At 71.6% G+C, this 19,852-nt stretch carries 20 protein-coding genes, 1 pseudogene and 1 riboswitch; of the genes and pseudogenes, 11 read left to right on the top strand and 10 right to left on the bottom strand.

The window, feature by feature from the left end; genetic code table 11:
- Positions 1-36: 36 nt before the first annotated feature.
- Both AB0K67_RS14320 and AB0K67_RS14315 read right to left on the bottom strand, forming a co-directional pair.
- Positions 37-1,266: a HAMP domain-containing sensor histidine kinase gene (locus AB0K67_RS14320; protein WP_364058579.1), complete on the bottom strand. Its 1,230-nt coding sequence runs from the start codon at positions 1,264-1,266 to the stop codon at positions 37-39.
- On the bottom strand, positions 1,263-1,919 hold the full coding sequence (locus AB0K67_RS14315; RefSeq protein WP_364058576.1) for a response regulator transcription factor: 657 nt from the start codon (positions 1,917-1,919) through the stop codon (positions 1,263-1,265). The genes AB0K67_RS14320 and AB0K67_RS14315 overlap by 4 nt, the downstream gene beginning before the upstream one ends.
- Before the next feature lie 176 nt (positions 1,920-2,095).
- Between AB0K67_RS14315 and AB0K67_RS14310 the strand changes: the two genes are divergently transcribed.
- Genes AB0K67_RS14310 through AB0K67_RS14295 form a run of 4 tightly spaced genes read left to right on the top strand, consistent with a single transcriptional unit; the run spans position 2,096 to position 5,716 of the window.
- Positions 2,096-2,629 carry a hypothetical protein gene (locus AB0K67_RS14310; RefSeq protein WP_364058573.1) on the top strand — a complete coding sequence of 178 codons (534 nt, stop codon included), beginning with the start codon at positions 2,096-2,098 and terminating at the stop codon, positions 2,627-2,629.
- A complete protein-coding gene (locus AB0K67_RS14305; RefSeq protein WP_364058570.1) occupies positions 2,629-3,711 on the top strand; it encodes a peptidoglycan-binding protein in 1,083 nt (360 codons plus the stop codon). The genes AB0K67_RS14310 and AB0K67_RS14305 overlap by 1 nt, the downstream gene beginning before the upstream one ends.
- An 8-nt stretch (positions 3,712-3,719) precedes the next feature.
- Positions 3,720-4,481: an ABC transporter ATP-binding protein gene (locus AB0K67_RS14300; protein ID WP_364058567.1), complete on the top strand. Its 762-nt coding sequence runs from the start codon at positions 3,720-3,722 to the stop codon at positions 4,479-4,481.
- Positions 4,481-5,716, top strand: a complete 1,236-nt coding sequence (locus AB0K67_RS14295) for an ABC transporter permease (RefSeq protein ID WP_364059558.1) — start codon at positions 4,481-4,483, stop codon at positions 5,714-5,716. The genes AB0K67_RS14300 and AB0K67_RS14295 overlap by 1 nt, the downstream gene beginning before the upstream one ends.
- A gap of 54 nt (positions 5,717-5,770) precedes the next feature.
- Here the strand turns inward: AB0K67_RS14295 and AB0K67_RS14290 are convergent, their stop codons facing one another.
- The 5 genes from AB0K67_RS14290 to AB0K67_RS14270 all read right to left on the bottom strand — a co-directional run bounded on the left by AB0K67_RS14290 (position 5,771) and on the right by AB0K67_RS14270 (position 9,741).
- Complete coding sequence (locus AB0K67_RS14290) at positions 5,771-6,208, bottom strand: hypothetical protein (RefSeq protein WP_364058564.1); 438 nt, start codon at positions 6,206-6,208, stop codon at positions 5,771-5,773.
- 51 nt (positions 6,209-6,259) lie between these two features.
- On the bottom strand, positions 6,260-6,772 hold the full coding sequence (locus AB0K67_RS14285; protein ID WP_364058561.1) for a VOC family protein: 513 nt from the start codon (positions 6,770-6,772) through the stop codon (positions 6,260-6,262).
- 93 nt (positions 6,773-6,865) lie between these two features.
- Positions 6,866-7,819 carry a rod shape-determining protein gene (locus AB0K67_RS14280; RefSeq protein WP_364058558.1) on the bottom strand — a complete coding sequence of 318 codons (954 nt, stop codon included), beginning with the start codon at positions 7,817-7,819 and terminating at the stop codon, positions 6,866-6,868.
- Positions 7,820-7,931: 112 nt separating this feature from the next.
- Complete coding sequence (locus tag AB0K67_RS14275) at positions 7,932-8,789, bottom strand: ABC transporter permease (RefSeq protein WP_364058555.1); 858 nt, start codon at positions 8,787-8,789, stop codon at positions 7,932-7,934.
- Positions 8,779-9,741 (bottom strand): ABC transporter ATP-binding protein, encoded by a 963-nt coding sequence (locus AB0K67_RS14270; RefSeq protein ID WP_364058552.1) that lies wholly within the window; start codon positions 9,739-9,741, stop codon positions 8,779-8,781. Before AB0K67_RS14270 ends, AB0K67_RS14275 begins: the two co-directional genes overlap by 11 nt.
- Before the next feature lie 205 nt (positions 9,742-9,946).
- On the opposite strand from AB0K67_RS14270, the gene AB0K67_RS14265 reads away from it, so the two are divergent.
- Positions 9,947-10,999: a hypothetical protein gene (locus tag AB0K67_RS14265; protein WP_364058549.1), complete on the top strand. Its 1,053-nt coding sequence runs from the start codon at positions 9,947-9,949 to the stop codon at positions 10,997-10,999.
- A gap of 10 nt (positions 11,000-11,009) precedes the next feature.
- On the opposite strand, the gene AB0K67_RS14260 is transcribed toward AB0K67_RS14265, so the two are convergent.
- Positions 11,010-11,504, bottom strand: coding sequence for a PadR family transcriptional regulator (locus AB0K67_RS14260; RefSeq protein WP_364058546.1), 495 nt, complete (start codon positions 11,502-11,504; stop codon positions 11,010-11,012).
- Between the two features lie 56 nt (positions 11,505-11,560).
- Between AB0K67_RS14260 and AB0K67_RS14255 the strand changes: the two genes are divergently transcribed.
- The 4 genes and pseudogenes from AB0K67_RS14255 (at position 11,561) to AB0K67_RS14240 (ending at position 15,454) form a co-directional block, all read left to right on the top strand.
- Complete coding sequence (locus AB0K67_RS14255; protein WP_364058543.1) at positions 11,561-13,018, top strand: MDR family MFS transporter; 1,458 nt, start codon at positions 11,561-11,563, stop codon at positions 13,016-13,018.
- Between the two features lie 36 nt (positions 13,019-13,054).
- Positions 13,055-13,267, top strand: a complete 213-nt coding sequence (locus AB0K67_RS14250) for a DUF5302 domain-containing protein (protein WP_364058540.1) — start codon at positions 13,055-13,057, stop codon at positions 13,265-13,267.
- Positions 13,268-13,435: 168 nt separating this feature from the next.
- Positions 13,436-13,577, top strand: a riboswitch (cyclic di-AMP (ydaO/yuaA leader).
- Positions 13,578-13,830: 253 nt separating this feature from the next.
- Positions 13,831-14,247: pseudogene (locus tag AB0K67_RS14245) on the top strand (hypothetical protein); the annotation flags it as partial.
- Positions 14,248-14,608: 361 nt separating this feature from the next.
- Entirely contained in the window at positions 14,609-15,454 is an 846-nt protein-coding gene (locus tag AB0K67_RS14240) for an alpha/beta fold hydrolase (RefSeq protein WP_364058537.1), read from the top strand.
- Between the two features lie 152 nt (positions 15,455-15,606).
- Here the strand turns inward: AB0K67_RS14240 and AB0K67_RS14235 are convergent, their stop codons facing one another.
- Positions 15,607-15,975 (bottom strand): helix-turn-helix domain-containing protein, encoded by a 369-nt coding sequence (locus tag AB0K67_RS14235; RefSeq protein WP_364058534.1) that lies wholly within the window; start codon positions 15,973-15,975, stop codon positions 15,607-15,609.
- Between the two features lie 54 nt (positions 15,976-16,029).
- Between AB0K67_RS14235 and AB0K67_RS14230 the strand changes: the two genes are divergently transcribed.
- The gene (locus AB0K67_RS14230; RefSeq protein WP_364058531.1) at positions 16,030-16,647 is read left to right on the top strand and encodes an NAD(P)H-binding protein; all 618 of its coding nucleotides are present in this window, start codon (positions 16,030-16,032) and stop codon (positions 16,645-16,647) included.
- Positions 16,648-16,839: 192 nt separating this feature from the next.
- Here the strand turns inward: AB0K67_RS14230 and AB0K67_RS14225 are convergent, their stop codons facing one another.
- Positions 16,840-18,195, bottom strand: coding sequence for a DUF4032 domain-containing protein (locus AB0K67_RS14225; protein ID WP_364058528.1), 1,356 nt, complete (start codon positions 18,193-18,195; stop codon positions 16,840-16,842).
- 22 nt (positions 18,196-18,217) lie between these two features.
- On the opposite strand from AB0K67_RS14225, the gene AB0K67_RS14220 reads away from it, so the two are divergent.
- Positions 18,218-19,786 (top strand): DUF885 domain-containing protein, encoded by a 1,569-nt coding sequence (locus AB0K67_RS14220; protein WP_364058525.1) that lies wholly within the window; start codon positions 18,218-18,220, stop codon positions 19,784-19,786.
- The last annotated feature ends 66 nt before the right edge of the window (positions 19,787-19,852 follow it).

Here is a 19,852-nt window from a genome sequence, read left to right as displayed (position 1 = left end):
GGCACGCGGAGTGAGACGACCTTGCAGAGCGGGGCGTCAGCGCGCTCGGGGGAGTGACACGATCACGACCAGCCCGCCGCCCTCGCGGGGCCGCGCCCGTACGTCCCCGCCGTGCGCCACCGCCACAGACCGGACGATCGACAGACCGAGACCCGCGCTCGTCCCGGTCACGGCCCGCTCGTCCCCGAGGCGGTGGAACGGCTTGAACAGCAGCGGCACGTCGTAGGGCGGCACGTTCGGCCCGGTGTTGGACACCTCCACCTCGACCGTCTCCTCTGACGCGGTCCTGCTCTCCACCCGCACCCAGCCGGTGCCGTCGGTCACGTTGTAGCGGACGCCGTTCTCCACCAGGTTGTGCACGAGGCGTTCGAGCAGCAGCGCGTCACCGGTGGTGGGGGCGGGGCCGGTGACCTCCTTCAGGGTGACCCCGGCGGACTCGGCGGCTCCGGCGCTCTGCTCGATCACGTGCGTGACCACGTCCGCGAGGTCCACCGGCGCCCGGTCGGCCAGCTCCTGCTCCGACCTCGCCAGCAGGAGCAGTCCGCTGATGAGGCGTTCGTGCCTGGCGTTGATCTCCAGCAGGCTCTCGCCCAGCTCCTTGACGTCGGGCGACGCCGTACGGCGGTGCATGGCCAGCTCCACCAGCGCCCTGTTGAGCGTCAGCGGCGTGCGCAGCTCATGTGAGGCGTTCGCGACGAACCTGCGCTGCCCGTCGAAGGAGCGGTCGAGCCGCTCCACCATGGTGTCGAACGTGTCCGCCAGGTCCTTGACCTCGTCGTCGGGCCCGCGCAGCGCGATGCGCTCGGACAGCCCGCGCTCGGCCATGGGGGCGGCGGCGATCCTGCGCGCGGTCTCGGTCACCAGGTTCAGCGGGGCGAGCACGCGGCCCGCGACCACCCATCCGAGCCCCACGGCGAGGCCGCCGACCAGCAGCAGCGCGAGCGCGCCCTGGACGATGAGCGAGGTGACGGCGGCGTCGTGCACGCCGGCCTGCTGCTCGCGCAGCCACTCCAGGGCCGCCTCGCCGGAGAGCGTGACGCCGTTCCTCGTGATGAAAAGCTCTTTGTGCTTGCCGGGCTCGGAGGCGTACTGGCGCTCGAAGATGGCCTTGAGCTGCTGGTCGAACAGCAGGTACGTCACCGCGAGCAGAGCCAGGCCGGCCAGCAGGAACAGCACGCTGTAGACGAGCGTGAGCCGCAGCCGCAGCGTGGGCCGCGGCCTGCGCAGCAGGCGGGCCGGGGCCGCGAGGCCGACGGGACGGCTCATGGGATGCGGTAGCCGACGCCCGGCACGGTCTCCACGACCGGCGGGTCGCCCAGCTTGCGGCGCAGCTTGAGAATGGTCAGGCGGACGGCGCCGGTGAACGGGTCGGCGTTCTCGTCCCACGCCTTCTCCAGGAGCTGCTCCGACGAGACCACGCAGCCGCCGGCGCGCATCAGCTCGGCCAGCACGGCGAACTCCTTCTTCGACAGCGGCACGAAGCGCCCGTTTCTGAAGACCTCCCTGCGCGCCGGGTCGAGCGTGATCCCGGCCCGCCGCAGCACGGGCGGCACGGCGGGCCGCGAGCGCCGCCCCAGCGCCAGCACCCGCGCCGCCAGCTCGGGGAACGCGAACGGCTTCGTCAGGTAGTCGTCGGCGCCCAGCGACAGCCCGGTCACCCGGTCGTCGAGCTGCGCGGCGGCCGTGAGCATCAGCACCCGCGCGGCGCACTCGGCGGCCACCATCTCCCTGCACACCTGGTCCCCGTGTACGCGCGGCAGATCCCGGTCCAGCACGACCACGTCGTAGTCGTTGACCGCGATGCGTTCGAGCGCGGCCTCCCCGTCGTGCGCCAGATCCACCGCATGCGTCTCCTCACGCAGCCACTCGGCGATCGCGTCGGCGAGCATCGGCTCGTCCTCAACCACCAGCACCCGCATGACGTTCCTCAGGTCCCTTCCTCTCGCTGACGAAGCTCGCGACGAAGCTCGCTGACGAAGCCGAGTGTGCTGCATGCGGCGTTCGCTCCAGGTAAGCCGCCGGTGGAAACGCGGAGGAAACACCCCGATCTGTTCCATCTCCCCTCGTACAACGTTCCTCCACGAAAGGGCGCCTGATGCGAGGACGAGAACGAGCACGCGCCGCCACCCTGCTGGCGACCGGCCTCTTGGCGGGGTTGCTGGCCGGGTGCGGCACCGGCGACGGCGGCGGGGCGGACGTGGCCTCGGTGACCGGCGCGGGCACCCAGGCCGCCGCCAGCGCGCAGCCGACCGAGGATCCGAAGGAGAAGGCGCTCAAGTTCGCCCAATGCATGCGCGAGAACGGCATCGACGTGCCGGACCCCGACTCCAGCGGCCGGTTCACGATGCGCTTCGACAAGAGCACGCCGAGAGAGAAGGTGGAGGCCGCCCAGGAGGCGTGCAAGCAGTACGCGCCGAGCGGCGACGGCAAGCGCGGCGGCGACGGCAAGACGGCCGAGCGGCTGCGCAAGCTCGCCCAGTGCATGCGTGACAACGGCGTCGAGAACTACCCCGACCCCGAGGGCGGCATGATGCGCATCACCCCGGAGGTCGGCGAGGACCCCGACTTCGAGTCGGCCAAGAAGAAGTGCCAGAAGGAGGCCGGTGAGGCCGGCCTGGGAGACCTCTGATGGGAGTCGGAACCCGCAGGCGCGGGCTGGTGGTGGCGGGGCTGCTGGCCGTGGTGGCGGTGGCGGGCGGCGGGCTGGTCGCGGCCGCCGGCGCGGGCGTGCTGGACGGCGGCGCGAGCCCGGCCGCATCGGCGAGCGCCCTGCCGCCGGCCACCGCGACGATCACCAGGCAGACGCTCCACGACACCAAGGAGGCCGACGGCGAGCTCGGCTACGGCCCGGTCACCACGGCCGTCGCCAGGCGGCCCGGCACGATCACCTGGCTGCCCGAGAGCGGCGCGACGATCACCCGCGGCAAGTCGCTCTACCGCATCGACGACCAGCCGGTCACGCTCATGTACGGCGGCACCCCCGCGTACCGGGACCTCAAGCCAGGCATGACGGGCAAGGACGTCGAGAACCTCGAACGCAACCTCAGCAAGCTCGGCTACGACGGCTTCACCGTGGACGACGAGTACACCTGGGACACCGCACAGGCCGTCATGGAGTGGCAGGACGACCGCGGCCTGCCCGAGACCGGCGTGGTGGAGCTGGGCCGGGTGGTGTTCGCACCCGGCAAGGTGCGCGTGGAGAGCCTGGAGGCCGAGGAGGGCCGTCCCGCGCAGCCCGGCCAGCAGGTGCTCGCCTACACGGGCACCTCGAAGGTGATCACCGTGGAGCTTGACGCCGAGGACCAGCGGCTGGCCAAGAAGGGCGCGAAGGTCCAGGTCACGCTGCCGGACGGCGAGAGCGTGCCGGGCAAGGTGACCGAGGTCGCCACCGTCGTCGTGCCCGCCCAGGGCCAGGGTGAGGAGCCGGAGACGCGGGTGGAGGCGCTGGTGTCGATCGGCTCGGCCAAGGCGGCGCGCGGCCTGGACAAGGCGTCGGTCGACGTCACGTTCACCGCGTCCAAGCGCGAGAACGTGCTCGCCGTGCCGGTCGCGGCGCTCGTCGCGCTGCAGGAGGGCGGATACGGCTTGGAGATCGTCGAGGGCGGCAGGTCCCGGTACGTGGCGGTCGAGACCGGTCTGTTCGCCGGGGGCAAGGTGGAGGTGTCCGGCGACGGGATCGCCGAGGGCATGACCGTGGGGATGCCGAAGTGACGTACCCGATGATCGCTCTCACGGACGTGTCCAGGACCTACCCCGGCGGGGTCGCGGCGCTGCGCTCGGTTTCGCTGCGCATCGGCCACGGCGAGCTGGTCGCGATCGTCGGCCCTTCGGGGTCGGGCAAGTCGACCATGCTCAACGTCATCGGCACCCTCGACCGGCCGACGGCGGGCAGCGTGCACATCGACGGCCACGACGTCTCCACGCTGACCGACGACCAGCTCTCCGCGCTGCGCGCCACCACGATCGGCTTCGTCTTCCAGTCCTTCCACCTGGCGCCGAAGGTCCCGGCGCTGGACAACGTGGCCGACGGCCTCGTCTACACCGGTATGAGCCGGGCCGAGCGCCGCCGCCGCGCGGCCGCGGCGCTGGAACGCGTGGGGCTCGGGCACCGCATGGAGCACGAGCCGCACGAGCTGTCCGGCGGCGAGCGGCAGCGGGTGGCGATCGCCAGGGCGGTGGCGGGCGACCCGCCGCTGCTGCTGGCCGATGAGCCCACCGGGGCGCTCGACTCGGTCTCCGGCGCGGGCGTCATGGAGCTGCTGCGCGAGCTGAACGCCTCCGGCACCACCATCGTGATCATCACCCACGACCGGGAGATCGCGGCCGGGCTGCCCCGTCAGGTGCGCATGCGCGACGGCGAGATCGTCTCCGACTCGGCGCGGGACCCGGCGGAACCGGCGCTCTCCGGCGCCTGGAAAAAGGTCACGGGGGCGGCCAGGGGAGTGGCTTCGGGAGCGGTCACAGGGGAGGGCGAGGCGTGATGGCGATCGTCGAGCGGCCGATACCGCCGCAGGCGCGGCCCCGGCCGGTCCCCGCCCGGATGCGGGCCGGCGACGTGCTGCGGGTCGGCGCGGTCGGCCTGCGCACCAGGCCGCTGCGGGCGTTCCTGTCCGCGCTCGGCATCGCCATCGGCATCGCCGCCATGGTCGGCGTGGTCGGGCTGTCGTCGTCATCGGGCGCCGAGCTGGACCGGCAGCTCTCCGCGCTGGGCACGAACCTGCTCACCGTCACCTCGGGCACGACGCTGATGGGGGAGTCGGCGCAGCTCCCGCTGGACGCCGAGGCGATGATCGAGCGCATCGGCCCCGTCCAGGCGGTCTCGTCCGTCGGGAAGGTCGCCGAGGCCAAGGTCTACCGCTCCGAGCACATCCCCGAGGCCCAGACCGGCGGCATCAGCACGTACGCGGCCAGACTCGACCTGCCCGCCACCATCGGCGCGACGCTGAGCAACGGCACCTGGCTGAACGCGGCCACCGAACGCTACCCGGCCGCCGTCGTCGGCGCGACGGCCGCCCGGCGGCTCGGCATCGGCGCGGCCGGGCCGGACACCCAGATCGTGGTGGGCGGCGTCAGGTTCGCCGTGATCGGGGTCCTTGAGCCGGTGGCGCTGGCCTCCGACCTGGACAGCGGCGTGCTCGTCGGCTGGCCGGTGGCGGAGCGGCTGCTGGGCTTCGACGGGCATCCGACCACGGTCTACACCCGGTCGGACGAGTCGCGCCTTGAGGCCGTACGCCAGGTGCTCGGCGCCACCGCCAACCCGCAGGCGCCCAACGAGGTGGACGTCTCCCGCCCGTCCGACGCGCTTGCCGCCAAGCAGGCGACCAGCCAGGCGTTCGCCGGCCTGCTGCTGGGCGTCGGCGCGGTGGCGCTGCTCGTCGGCGGGGTCGGCGTGGCCAACACGATGGTCATCTCCGTGCTGGAGCGCCGGGCCGAGATCGGGCTGCGCCGCTCGCTCGGCGCGACCAGGGGGCAGATCCGCACCCAGTTCCTCGCCGAGTCGCTGCTGCTGTCGGCGCTGGGCGGGGCCGGCGGCGTGCTGCTCGGGACGGGGGTGACGATGGCGTACGCGCTCTACAGCGGCTGGCCGCCGGTCGTGCCCGCGTGGGCGACGGCGGGCGGGCTGGCCGCGACCCTGGTCATCGGCGCCGCCGCCGGCCTCTATCCGGCGGTCCGTGCTTCCCGGCTGTCGCCGACGGAGGCGCTGGCGACGCCGTAGTGGCGCGCGTGCTCGGGGACGGCCGGTGGCGCGCGTCCGAGGCCGGCGGGTCGGTCAGTCGGTGGCGTAGCAGACGGTCTTGCCGATCACCCGGATGTCGCCGCCGTCGCGGGGGTTGAGCGTCAGCTCGAACGTCACCTGGGTGCGCGGGTTGCGGAAGACCGCGACGTCGTCGGCGTCGTCGCGCAGGTCGGTGTCGTCGGCGACGCGGTCGTAGCCCAGCGCGCCCAGCCGTTCGAGCAGCCCGTCGGAGCCGCCGGCGAGGTCGCCTTCAGCGCGTACGGAGTGTCGCACCTGGCCCGGCACGCACGTCTCGTCGTCGAGCAGGCGCACCGCCGAGCGGGTCAGGCCGGAGCCGAGCAGAGTGTCGGTGTCGTGGTCGAGCTGCCGCGCGGCCTCCTCGAAGCCGGGCAGCTCGGACGCGTGCGTGCAGGCCGTCATCGCCGCGACGCAGATGAGCACCGCGGACAGGACGTGACGGCGGGCGCGCACGCTTCGACCATATCGAGGACGCCCCCGCCGGACGAGGGGGTCTCAGCCGGTTCACGGACGCCAGCGGCGCAGGTCGGTCTCCTTCTCGTACGCCTGCGCGTCCGGGTACGTGACCAGCTCGACGGTCGCGCCCCACGGCGTGCGGCAGTAGACGAACCGGTTGTGCGGACCCGCCTCGGGGCCCGGCAACGGCACCGGCTCCGTCAGCGCGGTCCCGCCGGCCTCGGTGACCCGACGCAGCGCCTCGTCCAGGTCGTCCACGTACACCGCGACGTGCTGCCACCCCAGGTCACACGGCACCACGGGGCCGCCCTGCCGTGGCCCCTCGAACTCGAACAGCTCGATTCCCGGTCCGTTCGGCAGGCGCAGCATGCGGACCGCCACCTCGACCGTGCCCTGCGGCACGCCGAGCCGCCGCTCCATCGCCCAGCCGCCCCTTGGCCCCCGCTCGCGGGGGAGGGTGTCGTAGAGCACCTCGGCGCCGAAGGCCCGGGCGAAGAACTCGGTGGCCGCTTCGAGGTCGGGCACGGTGACCCCGATGTGGTCGATGCCGCGCACGGTCATGGGCCTGCCTCCTGTCAGACGGTGCCGGACGGGGTCGCTCATGTACGGCTTTCCGGACGGGTCGCGCGGGATCGCCGCTCTGGTACGGGCCGCTCACGTGCGGCTGCGCAGCCTCCTGATCAGGCCCAGTTCGTCCACGACGCGGCCGAGCCCGAGCGCCACGGCCTCCAGCGGGCGCTCGGCGCGGCGTACCGGCATGCACAGCGCATCGCGCAGGCAGCGGCCCAGGCCGCGCAGCAGCGCGCCGCCTCCGACCACGACCGCGCCGCGCACGCCGAGGTCGGCGGCGAGCTCGGCCGGGCAGCGCTCGACGGTCTCCACCGCCGTGCGCGCGATCGACTCGAACGGCGGCGCGATGGCCTCGGAGATCTTCTGCACGGGGAGCACCAGTTCGTGCTCGCGCCCGGTCTCCGGGTCCCTGGCCCGCACGGTGACCTCAGGATTCATGCCCGTGGAGCGGCGCTTGGCCGACTCGGCCTCCTCGTCGTCGAGCAGCAGGCCGTGCTCCCGCTCGACGAACCTGGCGATCGCCCGGTTGATCGCCAGCCCTCCGTACGGGACCGAGCCCGACGCCACCACCGACTCGCCGGACAGCACGGCGATGCGCGCGCTGTCGCGGCCGATGTCGATCACCATGTGCCCGGTGCAGTCCGACAGCTCCAGGCCCGCTCCGAGCGCCGCCGCCACCGGGTGCGGCACTAGGCGGACGATCCTCGCCTCCGCCTCGTACGCGATGTCGCGCAGCGCCGCCCGGTCGATCGGCGTGCAGTCGCCGGGCAGCGCCATGACGACGCGCGGCCGGGAGTAGGGGTGCCAGTGCACCTTGCGCAGGAAGTGCCGGATCATGCGCCTGGCCAGCTCGGTGTCCGCGGGCAGGCCGCCGCGCACCGGCCAGCATGTACGGCCGCCACCCCCGAGGGCGGCGGCTTCCGCGCCGAACCCGATGACCTTGCCGGTGCGGCCGTCGCACATCACGGCCGAGGGCTCGTCCAGCACGATGCCTCTGCGCTTGGCGTAGATGCGCGTACTGGCGGCTCCAAGGTCCATCGCCAAATCACGACCGAAGAGACTCATCGCCGGACGTATTTCCTGAGCTGCTCCAACGCAACACCAGGAACAGAACCGGGCATTTTTACCGAAACGGGGTTAGTTGCGCGTATCAGCCGTGGCGCGGCTCCCAGCGGAAGTACCTGCGGGCGATGAGCGTCCCGGCCACGATCCACGCCGCGATGAGCAGCAGGCGCGGCGCGGCCACCGCCCACGACTCGGCGAAGCCGACCGCCGGATGCGGGGCGGCCGTGGTGAAGTCGAGGCCGAAGTAGCCGATGCGGATGACGTCCACGACCGGAGAGAGCGGCATGGAGGCCGCGATGCGCTGCAGGAACTCCGGCATGCCGGTCAGCGGGAAGCTCGCCTGGGAGGTGGCGGCCAGCACGAGCATCGCCGGAAGCACGGTGATCTGCGCCGACTCGCCGCTCTTGGTCACGCCGGACAGGGCCGCCGCCAGCGGGACGAACATCACCGAGCCCAGCACCACGCCCAGGAACAGCAGCGGCGGGTTGCGGGGCAGGTGCCCGCCGAGGGTGACGATGCTCAGCGTGATGAGCACCGCCGTCTGCGCGACGTAGACCAGGGTGGTGGCCAGGCCGCTGCCGGCGAAGATCGCCGCCTCCGACAGGACGCTGCCGCGCATCCGCTTGAGTACGAGCTCCTCGCGCCGGACGGTGAACACGGTCGTCAGGTGCATGAACGTGACGAAGAATCCGGCCAGGGCGAGCATCCCGGTCAGCGTGTACAGGCCGGTCGAGACGCCGGAGACGTACCCGCTGCGCAGCAGCAGCGCCACGCTGCCCAGCAGCAGCGGGAAGGCGATGGCGGTGAAGAACGCCATCCGGTTGCGAAACAGCAGCGTCAGGTCGAGCCTGGCCAGCCGCCAGGTGTGGCTGAGCAGCAGCGACGGCTGCAGGCCGCGCAGGGACGACGACAGGGACAGCGACGGGAACGTGTCAAGCGCCATGAGCCACCTCCAGGAAGACGTCCTCCAGGGAGGCGCTGCGCACCTCGAGCCGGGTCAGGACGAGATGGTGATCGCAGGCCCAGGCCAGCAGGCGGGCCAGGGCTTGCTGGGTGCCGACGGGGTCGGGGCCGAGCCGGTACTCGACCGTGCCGCCCTCCACCTGGGGCCGCACGCCGCCCAGCTCGGGCAGGTGGTGGGCGGCCACCTGGGCGGGGTGCTGGAAGCGGATGCTGTGGCCGTGGGCGGCCACCACCTCGGCGACGGTGCCCGAGAGCTCGATCCGGCCGGCGTGCATGATGGCCAGCCGGTCGGCGAGCTGCTCGGCCTCTTCCAGGTAGTGGGTGGTCAGCAGGACCGTGGTGCCGGAGCCGACCAGGTCCCGGATGACGGCCCAGGTGTTGCGGCGCGCCTCGGGGTCCATGCCGGTGGTGGGCTCGTCCAGGAACAGCACCTCGGGCCGGGCCAGCGTGGCCAGGGCCAGGTCCAGGCGGCGCTTCTGCCCGCCCGAGAGCTGCCGGACCCGCACCTCCGCCTTGTCGGCCAGCTCGACCCGTTCCATGATCTCCAGGGCCGAGTACGGCTTGCGCGGCGAGACGTCCCGCCAGAAGCGGACGGTCTCGGCCACGGTCAGGTCGCCGAAGAACCCGCCCTCCTGCAGCATCAGTCCGGTGCGGGAGCGGACCTCGGCCCGCTCGGCGTACGGGTCGTGGCCCAGCACCCTGACCGAGCCGGCGGTCGGCGGGGAGAACCCCTCCAGGACCTCGATGGTGGTGGTCTTGCCGGCACCGTTGGTGCCCAGCAGCGCGAACAGCTCTCCGGGCTGGACCTGGAAGGAGATGCCGCGTACGGCCTCGAAGTCACCGTAGCTCCGCCGCAGGCCGCTCACCTCGATGGCGGGCGCGCCCCGGACGCCGTGTGAGATCGGCGACGCTGAAACCTCGTGTGTGATCATCGGTCTCCGCCTTACCTGTGGGTGGGGGTTGCTGTCGGCCGACGGGCAGGCGATCGCACACTAGGCCGCGCACCCTCCTGCGGTGGAGGGAGAAGCTGCCGGATGGCAGCAACAGGCACCTCGATCGGCACCTGGATGTCCGTCATGGACGGTGTTACAGTGCCCGCGCTGATCACTGTCGGGCCTGGAGCTCAGCGGGGGACTCGTGACGGACGCGCCACGGACCACAGAGCACGACGACGGCGCCGCGGCCGAGATGGGGGACCTGCTCGGCGGGCTGCTCCCCGAACGGCTCGCCGCCGGCTACGCGGCCTTCCTCAGCCGGGGCGAGTGCCCGGAGGAGGAGGCGGCCGGGCGTGCCGGATCCCGCGCGGTGCTGGACGAGCTGATCGCCCGCGGCCTCGTCCACCGGGTCGTCTACGCGTCCTCGGCCGCCATCCGGCCCACCGACCCCGCCCTGGCCTTCCGCGACATCATCCACGATCTGCAGCGGCGGCTGATCGAATCGAGCGACCGCCTCGCCGCCGCCTACGGCCGGCTCAACGACGTCCAGCGGATCTTCGCCCGGCGGGCCATCGAGCAGGCCCCCGAGGAGGCCATCAGGATCGTGACCGACAAGGAGGAGATCCACTCCCTGTCGCTGTCGATCATCAACTCGGCGCAGTCCGACTTCCTCGGCCTGCACACCTGGCGCTTCGAGAGGCCGCTGCGCAAGGAGAGCTCGGCCCCGCCGCCGCGCGGCGTGATCTCCCGCGACGTCCGCTGCCGGTCGATCTACTCCACGGAGTACTTCGAGAACGAGGTCGGCCACCACGTGATCCAGAGCTCCATCGCCGAGGGCGAGGAGGTGCGGATCATCCGCAGGCTGCCGATGAAGATGAAGCTCGTCGATGAAGAGGTCGCGATGCTCCCGCTGACGCCCACGGGCGCCGACGGGATCGCCCTGGTCAAGGCCCCCGTCATCGTCAAAGCGCTGCGGCAGTACTTCGAGCTGCTGTGGGACAGGGCCACGCCCGTCGCCGCGCCAGGCGGGGCCGGGGCCGTCCCCGTGCCCTCGGCCCGCGGCGGGCCCACCGAGCTGCAGCTCCGCCTGGTCGGGATGATGGCGCTCGGGCTCAAGGACGAGTCGATCGCCAACCGCACCGGCATGAGCCTGCGCACCGTACGCCGCCACATCTCCACGATCATGGAGATGCTCTCGGCGGAGACCCGCTTCGCCGCCGGCGTCATGGCCGCCAAGCGCGGCTGGATCAAGTGAGCGGGCCGGGTCAGGTTTTCCCGAGGTCGGTGAGGGTGTCGTCGGCCCATTGGAGGCCGGCGCGGGCCAGGGCGAGGCCCAAAGCGTGGGCGTGGCGGCCGAACCGGCCGGGCCGCAGGGCCTCCAGCTTCTCCAGCTGCGCCTGGTAGCGGGCCCTGATGCGCTCGACGACGGCGATCGCCTGATCGCGCTCCATCAGGTGGAGGAGGAACGCCTGGAGCGCGATCTCGCTGCGTGCGGGCAGCACGGGGTGGTGCTCCTCCATCCACGTGCGCAGCTCGCGCTCACCTTCGGGCGTGATCGCGTAGATCTTGCGCCCTCTCGCGCCCTCCGCCTCGACGGTCACGAGCCCGTCGGCGGCCATCTTCACCAGCTCGGGATAGATCTGCGTGTGCCCCGCCTGCCAGACGTGGTTGAGCGAGCCGTCGAACGTCTTGGCCAGGTCGTAGCCGCTGGCGGGGCCGACGGTCGAGAGCAGTCCGAGCAGCGCGATCCGTAGGGACATGGCCGCCAGCATATCGAAGGCTTGACATGTAAAGACTTACATATCACTCTTCACATGTGAGCAATGACAAAAAGGGTGACGGCATCCTCCTGTTCGCCGTCCTCGGCGGCATGTTCCTGGCGATGCTGGACCAGACGATCGTGGGTACGGCGCTGCCGCGCATCGTGGCCGAGCTGGGCGGCGGCACGCTCTACACGTGGGCGGTGACCGCCTACCTGCTGACCTCCACGGTCACCGTGCCGCTGTACGGCAGGCTGTCGGACCAGCACGGCAGGAAGCCGCTGCTGCTGACCGGCATGGTGGTGTTCCTGATCGGTTCGGCGCTGTGCGGGGCCGCGCAGGACATGACGCAGCTCATCGTCTTCCGCGCGCTCCAGGGGCTCGGCGCGGGAGCGCTGATGCCGCTGTCCCTGGCGCTGGTGATGGAGATGTTCCCGCCCGCGTCCGGCGGCGCCCGCGTCCAGGGGGCCATCGGCGCCGTGATGGGGCTGACGTACCTGGCGGGGCCGTTCCTCGGCGGGATCTTCACCGACCAGGCGAGCTGGCGCTGGGCCTTCTACGTGAACGTGCCGATCGGCGTCGTGCTGGTGGCGATCATCGTGCTGCGGCTGCCGTACCGGCCGGGCACCGGCGGCGGCCGGCCCGACTACGCCGGCATCGCGGTCTTCACCCTGGCGGTCACCTCGCTGCTGCTGGGCCTGACCGAGAAGGGGCTGGACGGCCACACCTGGACCGACGCCGCGGTGGCCGGGCCGATCCTGCTGGCGCTCGCGCTGCTGGCCGTCTTCGTGGCGGTCGAGCGGCGGGCGGCGAGCCCCATCATGCCGCTGGAGCTGTTCGCCAACCGCTCGTACACGCTGGTCAACCTCACCTCGTTCGTCACGGCCTTCTCCATGTACGCGGGCGTCGTCTTCCTGCCCCGTTACTTCCAGGAGGCGCTAGGCGCCAGCGCCACCGCCTCGGGCCTGCGCATCTACCCGCTGACGCTGGGCATGGCCGCGGGCAGCGTGCTCATGGGCGCGCTGATGTCGAAGAGCGGCCGGTACAAGCCGTGGCTGCTGGTCTCGCCGTTCCTGCTGGCCGCGGGCGCGCTGCTGTGCCTCAACCTCTCCGTGGACAGCGCGGGCGTGGCGGTCGCCCTGTGGATGCTGCCTCTGGGGCTCGGCATGGGGCCGATGCTGTCCGGGCTGACGGTGGCCGCGCAGCAGTCGGTGGAGCCGCGGCACCTCGGTACCGCCTCGGCGAACCTGACCTTCTTCCGGCAGATCGGCGGCTCGGTGGCGCTGGCCATCGGCGGCACGCTGTATTCGGCGGAGTTCGCCGCGAGCGTACCCGTGGCGGGCGAGGCCGCCGCGCACGCCTCCGCCGCCGCACTGGTCGTGCCGTCACTCGGCGTGACGGGCGCGGTGATCGCACTGGTCGCGCTGGCCGCCCTGCCGGACCGGCGGCTCACCCGCCCGGGAGCGCCTGCCCGGCCGCAGGAGAGCGCGGTGGAGGCCGGTTTCGCGTCATGAACGGCACCATGCGAAGCTGTCAGTATCCCCAACACCATGGAGGTCCTCATGGCGGATACACCGGAGCCGGAAGTCAGCGAGACTCCCGAGGACGAGATGAAGCGCAAGTTCCGCGAGGCGCTCGAACGCAAGCGCAATCAGCAGGCGGGCTCAGGCGCGGGTGGCAGGGGCTTCGATCCATCGAAGATTCACGGGACGCACGGTCCGGCCGCCAGCAAGAGATCGTTCAGGCGTAAGAGCGGCGGCTGAGAAAGCGAAATCCCAAGGGGCACGGCATGCCGTGCCCCTTTCGCATTTCATTCCCGCCGAAGGTAGATCTTTTGTCCGATTCGTGGTGAAACGTTTGCGGGTGTCCGATCCCGTCGTTAGAGTGTTCGCCATTACCAGCCGGTGACCTAGTCCTTACCCAAGACGGACGACCGGCTGGCGCCGAATCCCGAACCTTTCGGGAACCGGGGAACCACCCTCCCCTTGGGGTGAATCCGGCCCCCGTGGCCGGTAGGGCAACTCCACCGCCCGAACCCGTCAGCTAACCCGGTAGGCGTGATGGAGAGGATTGCGTATCACATGTGTCACCAGCGTGTCGTACTCGCGGACCGCTTCGTGTTGACGGCCGCCTGCTGAGCGGCCCCCTTCCCCAGGCTCATCATTTGCGCCGCGCGTAGCGCGCGGGTGCTCTGCCCCGCTGCGCCCATTTCCCCCGAGAGCCCGGCGTAACTCCCCCTGTCCCCTCGTGAAGGGTTAGCTGCTTCATGTCTGCCCGTTTTGGCCTGCGTTCCCTCGCCTCGCTGACCGCCTGCTGCGCGGTCGGCATGACCATCGCCGGCACGGCGGCCCATGCCGACACCAAAGACGAAAAGATCCTGCTCAAGGGCTCGACCACGGCGTCCTACTTCTGGGACGACGGCTCCGGCCGGGCCGGTGACACGGGGCTGCCGGCCAGCGGCAAGCCCATGCAGAAGGGTCTTGCGGCCAGCCCGAGCTGGCCGCTGATGACCGAGGGATACGTGGTCTACAAGGGCAAGAAGGCGCCCTTCTTCGTCGGCGACCGTGGTCCCGGCGAGCCCTCCAATCGCGGCATCATGCTCGACCTCGACGCCAAGACGTTCGCCGAGCTGACCGGCGGCACGTTCAACCCGAACACGCTGCACGTCGACGGCATCGGCGGCCAGGGCCACATCAAGGTCGAGTACGTCATCACCAAGTGGGGCCCCGGCGTGGGCAAGAAGAACCACCCGGTGCCGTTCTCGACCGGCGCCTGGTCCAGGCGCGACAGGAACCCCGCGCCCCCGCCCGAACAGGACGAGCAGGACCAGCAGGCCGGCGGCCGCTCGGTACCCGCCGCGCGCTGACCCGGCGTCCACGCCGTCCGCTGACGCGCACGTCCCCGTCCCCGTGCGGCGTCGCGGATGTGCGCGATCGCCGCGCCGGCGTGCCTTCCCCCTCCGCGCGCCGGCGCGGCGATTCGCGGCAACGGATCTGGCGCGGGCCTGTCATGGCGGCTCGCCGGCGTGCTGCGCGCGTTTCGCGCGCTATTGGCGGACGAATGCCCGCTTTACGGACCGCAACCAGAATGACATTCTGATCGGCGTGACGACCCGTGTAGCCGCAAACGGCATTGAGATCGCCTATGACAGCTTCGGCTCACCCACAGGGCGGCCGCTCCTCCTGATCATGGGGCTCGGCGCCCAGCTCATCCAGTGGGACGAAGGGCTCTGCCGGCTCCTCGCGGAGCAGGGACACCACGTCGTACGGTTCGACAACCGCGACGTGGGCCTGTCCACGCACTTCCACGACGCGGGCGTGCCCCGGCCGGGGGAGCCCGCGCCGTACCGGCTGGAGGACATGGCCGACGACACCGCCGCGCTCATGGACGCCATCGGCTGGCCGTCCGCGCACGTCGTGGGCGCCTCGATGGGCGGCATGATCGCCCAGACGCTGGCGATCAGGCACCCCGAGCGGGTGCGGACGCTCACCTCGATCATGTCCACGCCGGGACCCGACGTCGCCCCGCCCACCCCCGAGGCGATCACGGCGCTGATCACCCCGCCGCCGAAGGACCGCGCCGGGGTGATCGACCAGTCGGTGGCGACCTGGTCGACGATCGGCTCGCCGGGCTACGAGATGGACGAAGAGGCCGTCAGGGAGCGGGCCGGGCTGACCTACGACCGCTGCTTCGACCCCGCGGGCACGGCCCGGCAGTTCGCGGCGATCAGGGCGTCGGGCGACCGTACGGAGGCGCTGGCGAACGTCCGCGTCCCCACGCTGGTGATCCACGGCGAGGCCGACCCGCTGATCCCGGTGGCCGGCGGCCGCGCCACGGCGGAGGCGGTGCCGGGGGCGCGGCTGGTGACGTACCCGGGGATGGGGCACGACCTGCCGAAGGCCCTCTGGCCCGGCATCGTCGCCGAGATCACCAAGCTGACCTCGGCCTGACCACCGGCCGGCGGCCCGCAACCCTGCGCCCCGGGCCGCCGGCCGCTCCCCGCCTGCCCGCGCCGCCCGCCGCTCCCCGCCCGGCCGTGCCGCCGTTTCAAGCTCACCCGCGTCACTCGCCGCTCCACGCCTGCCCGCGTCGCCCTGAGGCTTCACTTGCCGGTGCTCGACGCGTACTTCTCGCGGCAGCGCATGATCTCGTTGACGTTGCGCTCCGCCCAATCCGCCACCACCGAGATCGGCCCGTGCAGCGAGCGCCCGAGGTCGGTCAGCGTGTACTCCACGCGCGGCGGCACCTCCGCGAACACCTGGCGGGTCAGCAGCCCGTCCTGCTCCATCGCACGCAACGTCTGCGTCAGCACCTTGGGCGTGACACCGCCGATCCGCTCCCTGAGCTGCGTGAACCGCATCGGCCCCGAGACGAGACAGAGCAGCACCAAGGCCGACCACTTGTCGCCGATCCGGTCGAGAACCACCCTGGTCGGGCAGTTCGGGTCGAAGACGTCGCCTTTAGTATCCACGAGGTACTTATAGCACGATGAAGTAACCAGTATCTGATGCATACTCTTGGCGGCATGAAGATCCTGGTCTTTGGCTCGACCGGCATGATCGGTCAGCGCATCGCCGCCGAGCTCCGCAACCGTGGCCACGAGGTGACCGGTGTCAGCCGCCGCGGCGGCACCGCCGAGGGTGACATCAAGGGCGACATCCACGACGCCGCGAGCCTGGCTCCCGGCCACGACGCCGTGGTCACCGCCATCGCGCCGCCGCGCGACGGCACCGAGCCCGAGGGGCCGTTCCTGGAGGCCAACAAGGCGCTCATCGAGGGCCTGCGCACCGCGGGGGTGCGCAGGCTGATCGTCGTGGGCGGCGCGGGCAGCCTCCAGGTCGCTCCGGGCCAGGACCTGGTGGACACGCCCGAGTTCCCCGAGATCTACAAGAAGGAGGCGCTGGCCGGGCGCGCCCTGCTGCGCCTCTACCGTGGGATCGACGACCTTGACTGGACGTTCGTCTCCCCGGCCGCGGAGATCGCGCCGGGGGAGCGCACCGGGGTGTTCAGGGTCGGCGGCGACACGCTGCTCAGCGACGAGCAGGGCCGCAGCTTCATCAGCGCCGAGGACTACGCGGTCGCGGTGGCCGACGAGCTGGAGAAGAACGAGAACGTGCGCAAGCGCATCGGCGTCGCCTACTGACCCCGCCCCACGCGCCCACGCCCGCGCCACCGGCCGGACCGCGGCGCGCCCTGCGCCCGTGCCGCCGATCGGACCGCGGCGCGCCCTGCGCCCGTGCCGCCGGCCGGACCGCGGCGCGCCCTGCGCCCGCGCCGCCGGTCAGTGCGGACCTCGCATGCGCGCCGGTCGGCCGGTCGGCGGCGGGGCTCGTGGTTACTTGCCGGCCGATGCGTCGGGTGCTTCTGCCGTGTCGGGCGCATCGGCGGTGTGAGGCGTGTCGGCCGCGTCCGGCGCATCGGTGGCGTCGGGCGTGTCGGGCGCATCGGTGGCGTCGAGGGGGTCGAGCGCTCCGGTCGCACCGGGCGCTCCGGCGTCGTCCGGCAGCAGCGCCTGCTCGTCGGGCTTGTGCACGAGGACGTTCTCCACGTACGACTCCACCGCCTTGGCGAGCCCGACGTCGGCGCCCTCCTGCTCCGACAGGTACCACCGGTGGTCGAGGATCTCGTGGAAGATCTGCGCGGGCTCCAGCTTGCCGCGCAGCTCCACCGGGATGGCTTCGACCGTCGGCTGGAACACCTCGGCCAGCCACCGGTGCGCCACGATGGCCTCGTCCTCGTGGCGCAGCCCCTTGGCGACGCGGAAGCCGTCGAGGTCGTTGAGCAGCCGCCTGGCCTGGTTCTCCTCGACGTCGAGCCCGGTCAGCCTGAGCAGCCGCCGCTGGTGGTGTCCGGCGTCCACGACCTTGGGACGGACGATGAGCCGTCCGGTGCCGACCTTGCGCCGCACCATCATCTCGGCGACGTCGAAGCCCAGCAGGTTGAGCCGCCGGATGCGCTGCTCGACGCGGTGCCAGTCGACCTCCTCGATGATCTCGCTCTCGTTGAGCTCGTTCCAGAGGCGGTGGTAGCGGGTGACGATGTCGTCGGCGGTCTCCATGGGGTCGATCGACGGGTGCAGCAGCCCGCCGGCCTCCAGGTCGAGCATCTCGCCGAAGATGTTCGTGTGCGCGGTGTCGATGTCGCCGAGCCGCTGCCCCTCGCTGATCATCGGGTGCATCTCGCCGGTCTCGGCGTCCACCAGGTACGCCGCGAACGCGCCCGCGTCCCTCCTGAAGAGGGTGTTCGACAGCGAGCAGTCGCCCCAGTAGAAGCCGTTGAGATGCAGCCGCACCAGCAGCACGACCAGCGCGTCGAGCAGGCGGGTGAGCGTGTCGGGGCGCAGGGTGCCCGACATGACGGCGCGGTAGGGCAGCGAGAACTGCAGGTGCCGGGTGATGAGCGCGGCGTCGAGGCCGTTCTCGCGGCCGGTGACGTACGCGACGGGCTCGACGGCGGGCGCGTCCAGCCTGGCGAGGTCCCATAGGAGCTGGTATTCGCGCTTGGCGTACCGCTCGCTGATCTCCTTGATCGCGTACACCTTGCCGGAGAGCCGCGCGAAGCGGACCACGTGCCGCGAGATGCCGCGCGGCAGATCGACCAGGTGGTGCTGCGGCCAGTCCTGCAGCGGAAGTTCCCAGGGGAGGCGGATCAGGTCAGGGTCACCTAGCGCGCCAGTGATCTGGAGGGGCATTTCCTCAGGATATTGTGCGTCGGTGGACGAGTTTCTCAAGTGGTACTTTTCCGACCGTCCGGTCATCGCCGCCATGCTGGGGGCCGATGGCTACGATCACACGCTCGGCGACTTCACCGCGGAGGCCTGGCAGAACCGCGAGCGCGAGCAGGTCCGCTGGCTGGAGCGGCTGTCGAAGGCCGAAGCGCCCACGCTGGACGACGCGATCGACAGAGATCTCGTCGTATCGCAGCTAAGAGGCAACATCGCCATGGCGTCCTGGCCGGTGTGGCGCCGCGACCCGAGCGTCTACCTCGGCTCGATCTTCACGGCCATGTACAACCCCTTCCAGAACCGGCTCAAGCCCGAGCCGGAGCTGGTGAGCGCCGCGATATCCCGTCTGGCCGAGGTGCCCGGCGTGCTGGCCGCCTGCCGCGCCAACCTGGACCCGGACCTGGCCGCCCCGCTGCTGGTCAAGCGCGGGCTCGGCCAGGCGCGTACGGGACGCAACTTCCTCACCCGCACCATCCCGTCGATGGTCGAGGACCCTGAGCTGCGCGCCAAGCTGGCCGAGGCCGCCGAGCCCGCCGCGCAGGCCTTCGACGACATCGTCACCTTCCTCGAGGGCTTCGAGTGCGGCGGCACCTGGCGGATGGGGGAGCGGCTCTACTCCACGCTGCTGCGCGAGCGCGAGATGCTCGGCTACGGCGCCGCCGAGCTGCACGAGAAGGGCAAGGCCGCCTGGGCCGAGCTGGACGCCCGCATGCAGGAGGTGGCGGTCAAGGTCAACGGCTCGCGTGACTGGCGGGCCGCCATGGAAGTCGTCATGGACGACCACGCGCCTACCCTCGACGACATGCGCGCCGAGTACGAGGCCGAGACGCGCCGTGCCAGGGAGTTCGTCCGCGAGCACGACCTGGTCACCTTCGCCGAGGGCGAGGAGTGCCTGGTGCTGCCGTCGGCCGAGTACAACCGCCCGGTGCTGGCCGTGGCACACTACCTGGCCCCGCCGCCGCTCAGCGCCTCCCGCCGTGGCGTCTTCTTCGTCCCCTACACCCCGGACGACTTCACCCCCGAGCAGGTACGCCAGCGCCTGCGCACCAACGCGCGGGCCCAGATGCCGTCGATCGCGGTGCACGAGGCCTACCCGGGCCACCACTGGCACCTGTCGTACATCGCGGAGAACCCGCGTACGGTCAGGAAGGTCTTCAGGACGCCGTACTTCGTCGAGGGCTGGGCGCTCTACGTCGAGAAGCTGCTGCACGAGCACGGCTACTTCGACACCCCGGCCACCGAGCTCGCGCACCTCGACTTCCGGATCTTCCGCGCCGCCCGCATCATCGTCGACACCGCGCTGCACTGCGAGGACATGTCGATCGAGGAGGCGGAGACGTTCATGTCGACCAAGGCGTCGCTGTCGCCCGGCACCGCGCAGGGCGAGGTCAACCGCTACTGCGCCTGGCCGACGCAGGCCCCCTCCTACCTGACGGGCGCCATCGAGATCGACCGCATCCGCGAGTCGTTCACCGGCGGGCTGAAGGAGTTCCACGACCGCATCGCGGGCTCCGGCGGCCTGCCGCTCGGCCTGGCCGAGAAGGTCGCGCTGGCCTAGCGACGGCGCCCGCCCGGCCTGGCCACAGGCGGTGCTCCGGCCGGGGGAGTCCTCCTGCCGGGTCGG

This window comes from Nonomuraea sp. NPDC052634 (assembly GCF_040678535.1).
Lineage (GTDB): Bacteria > Actinomycetota > Actinomycetes > Streptosporangiales > Streptosporangiaceae > Nonomuraea > Nonomuraea fastidiosa.
The sequence above is the reverse complement of the archived record's forward strand: the minus strand, read 5'-3'. Positions and strand labels throughout refer to the sequence as shown.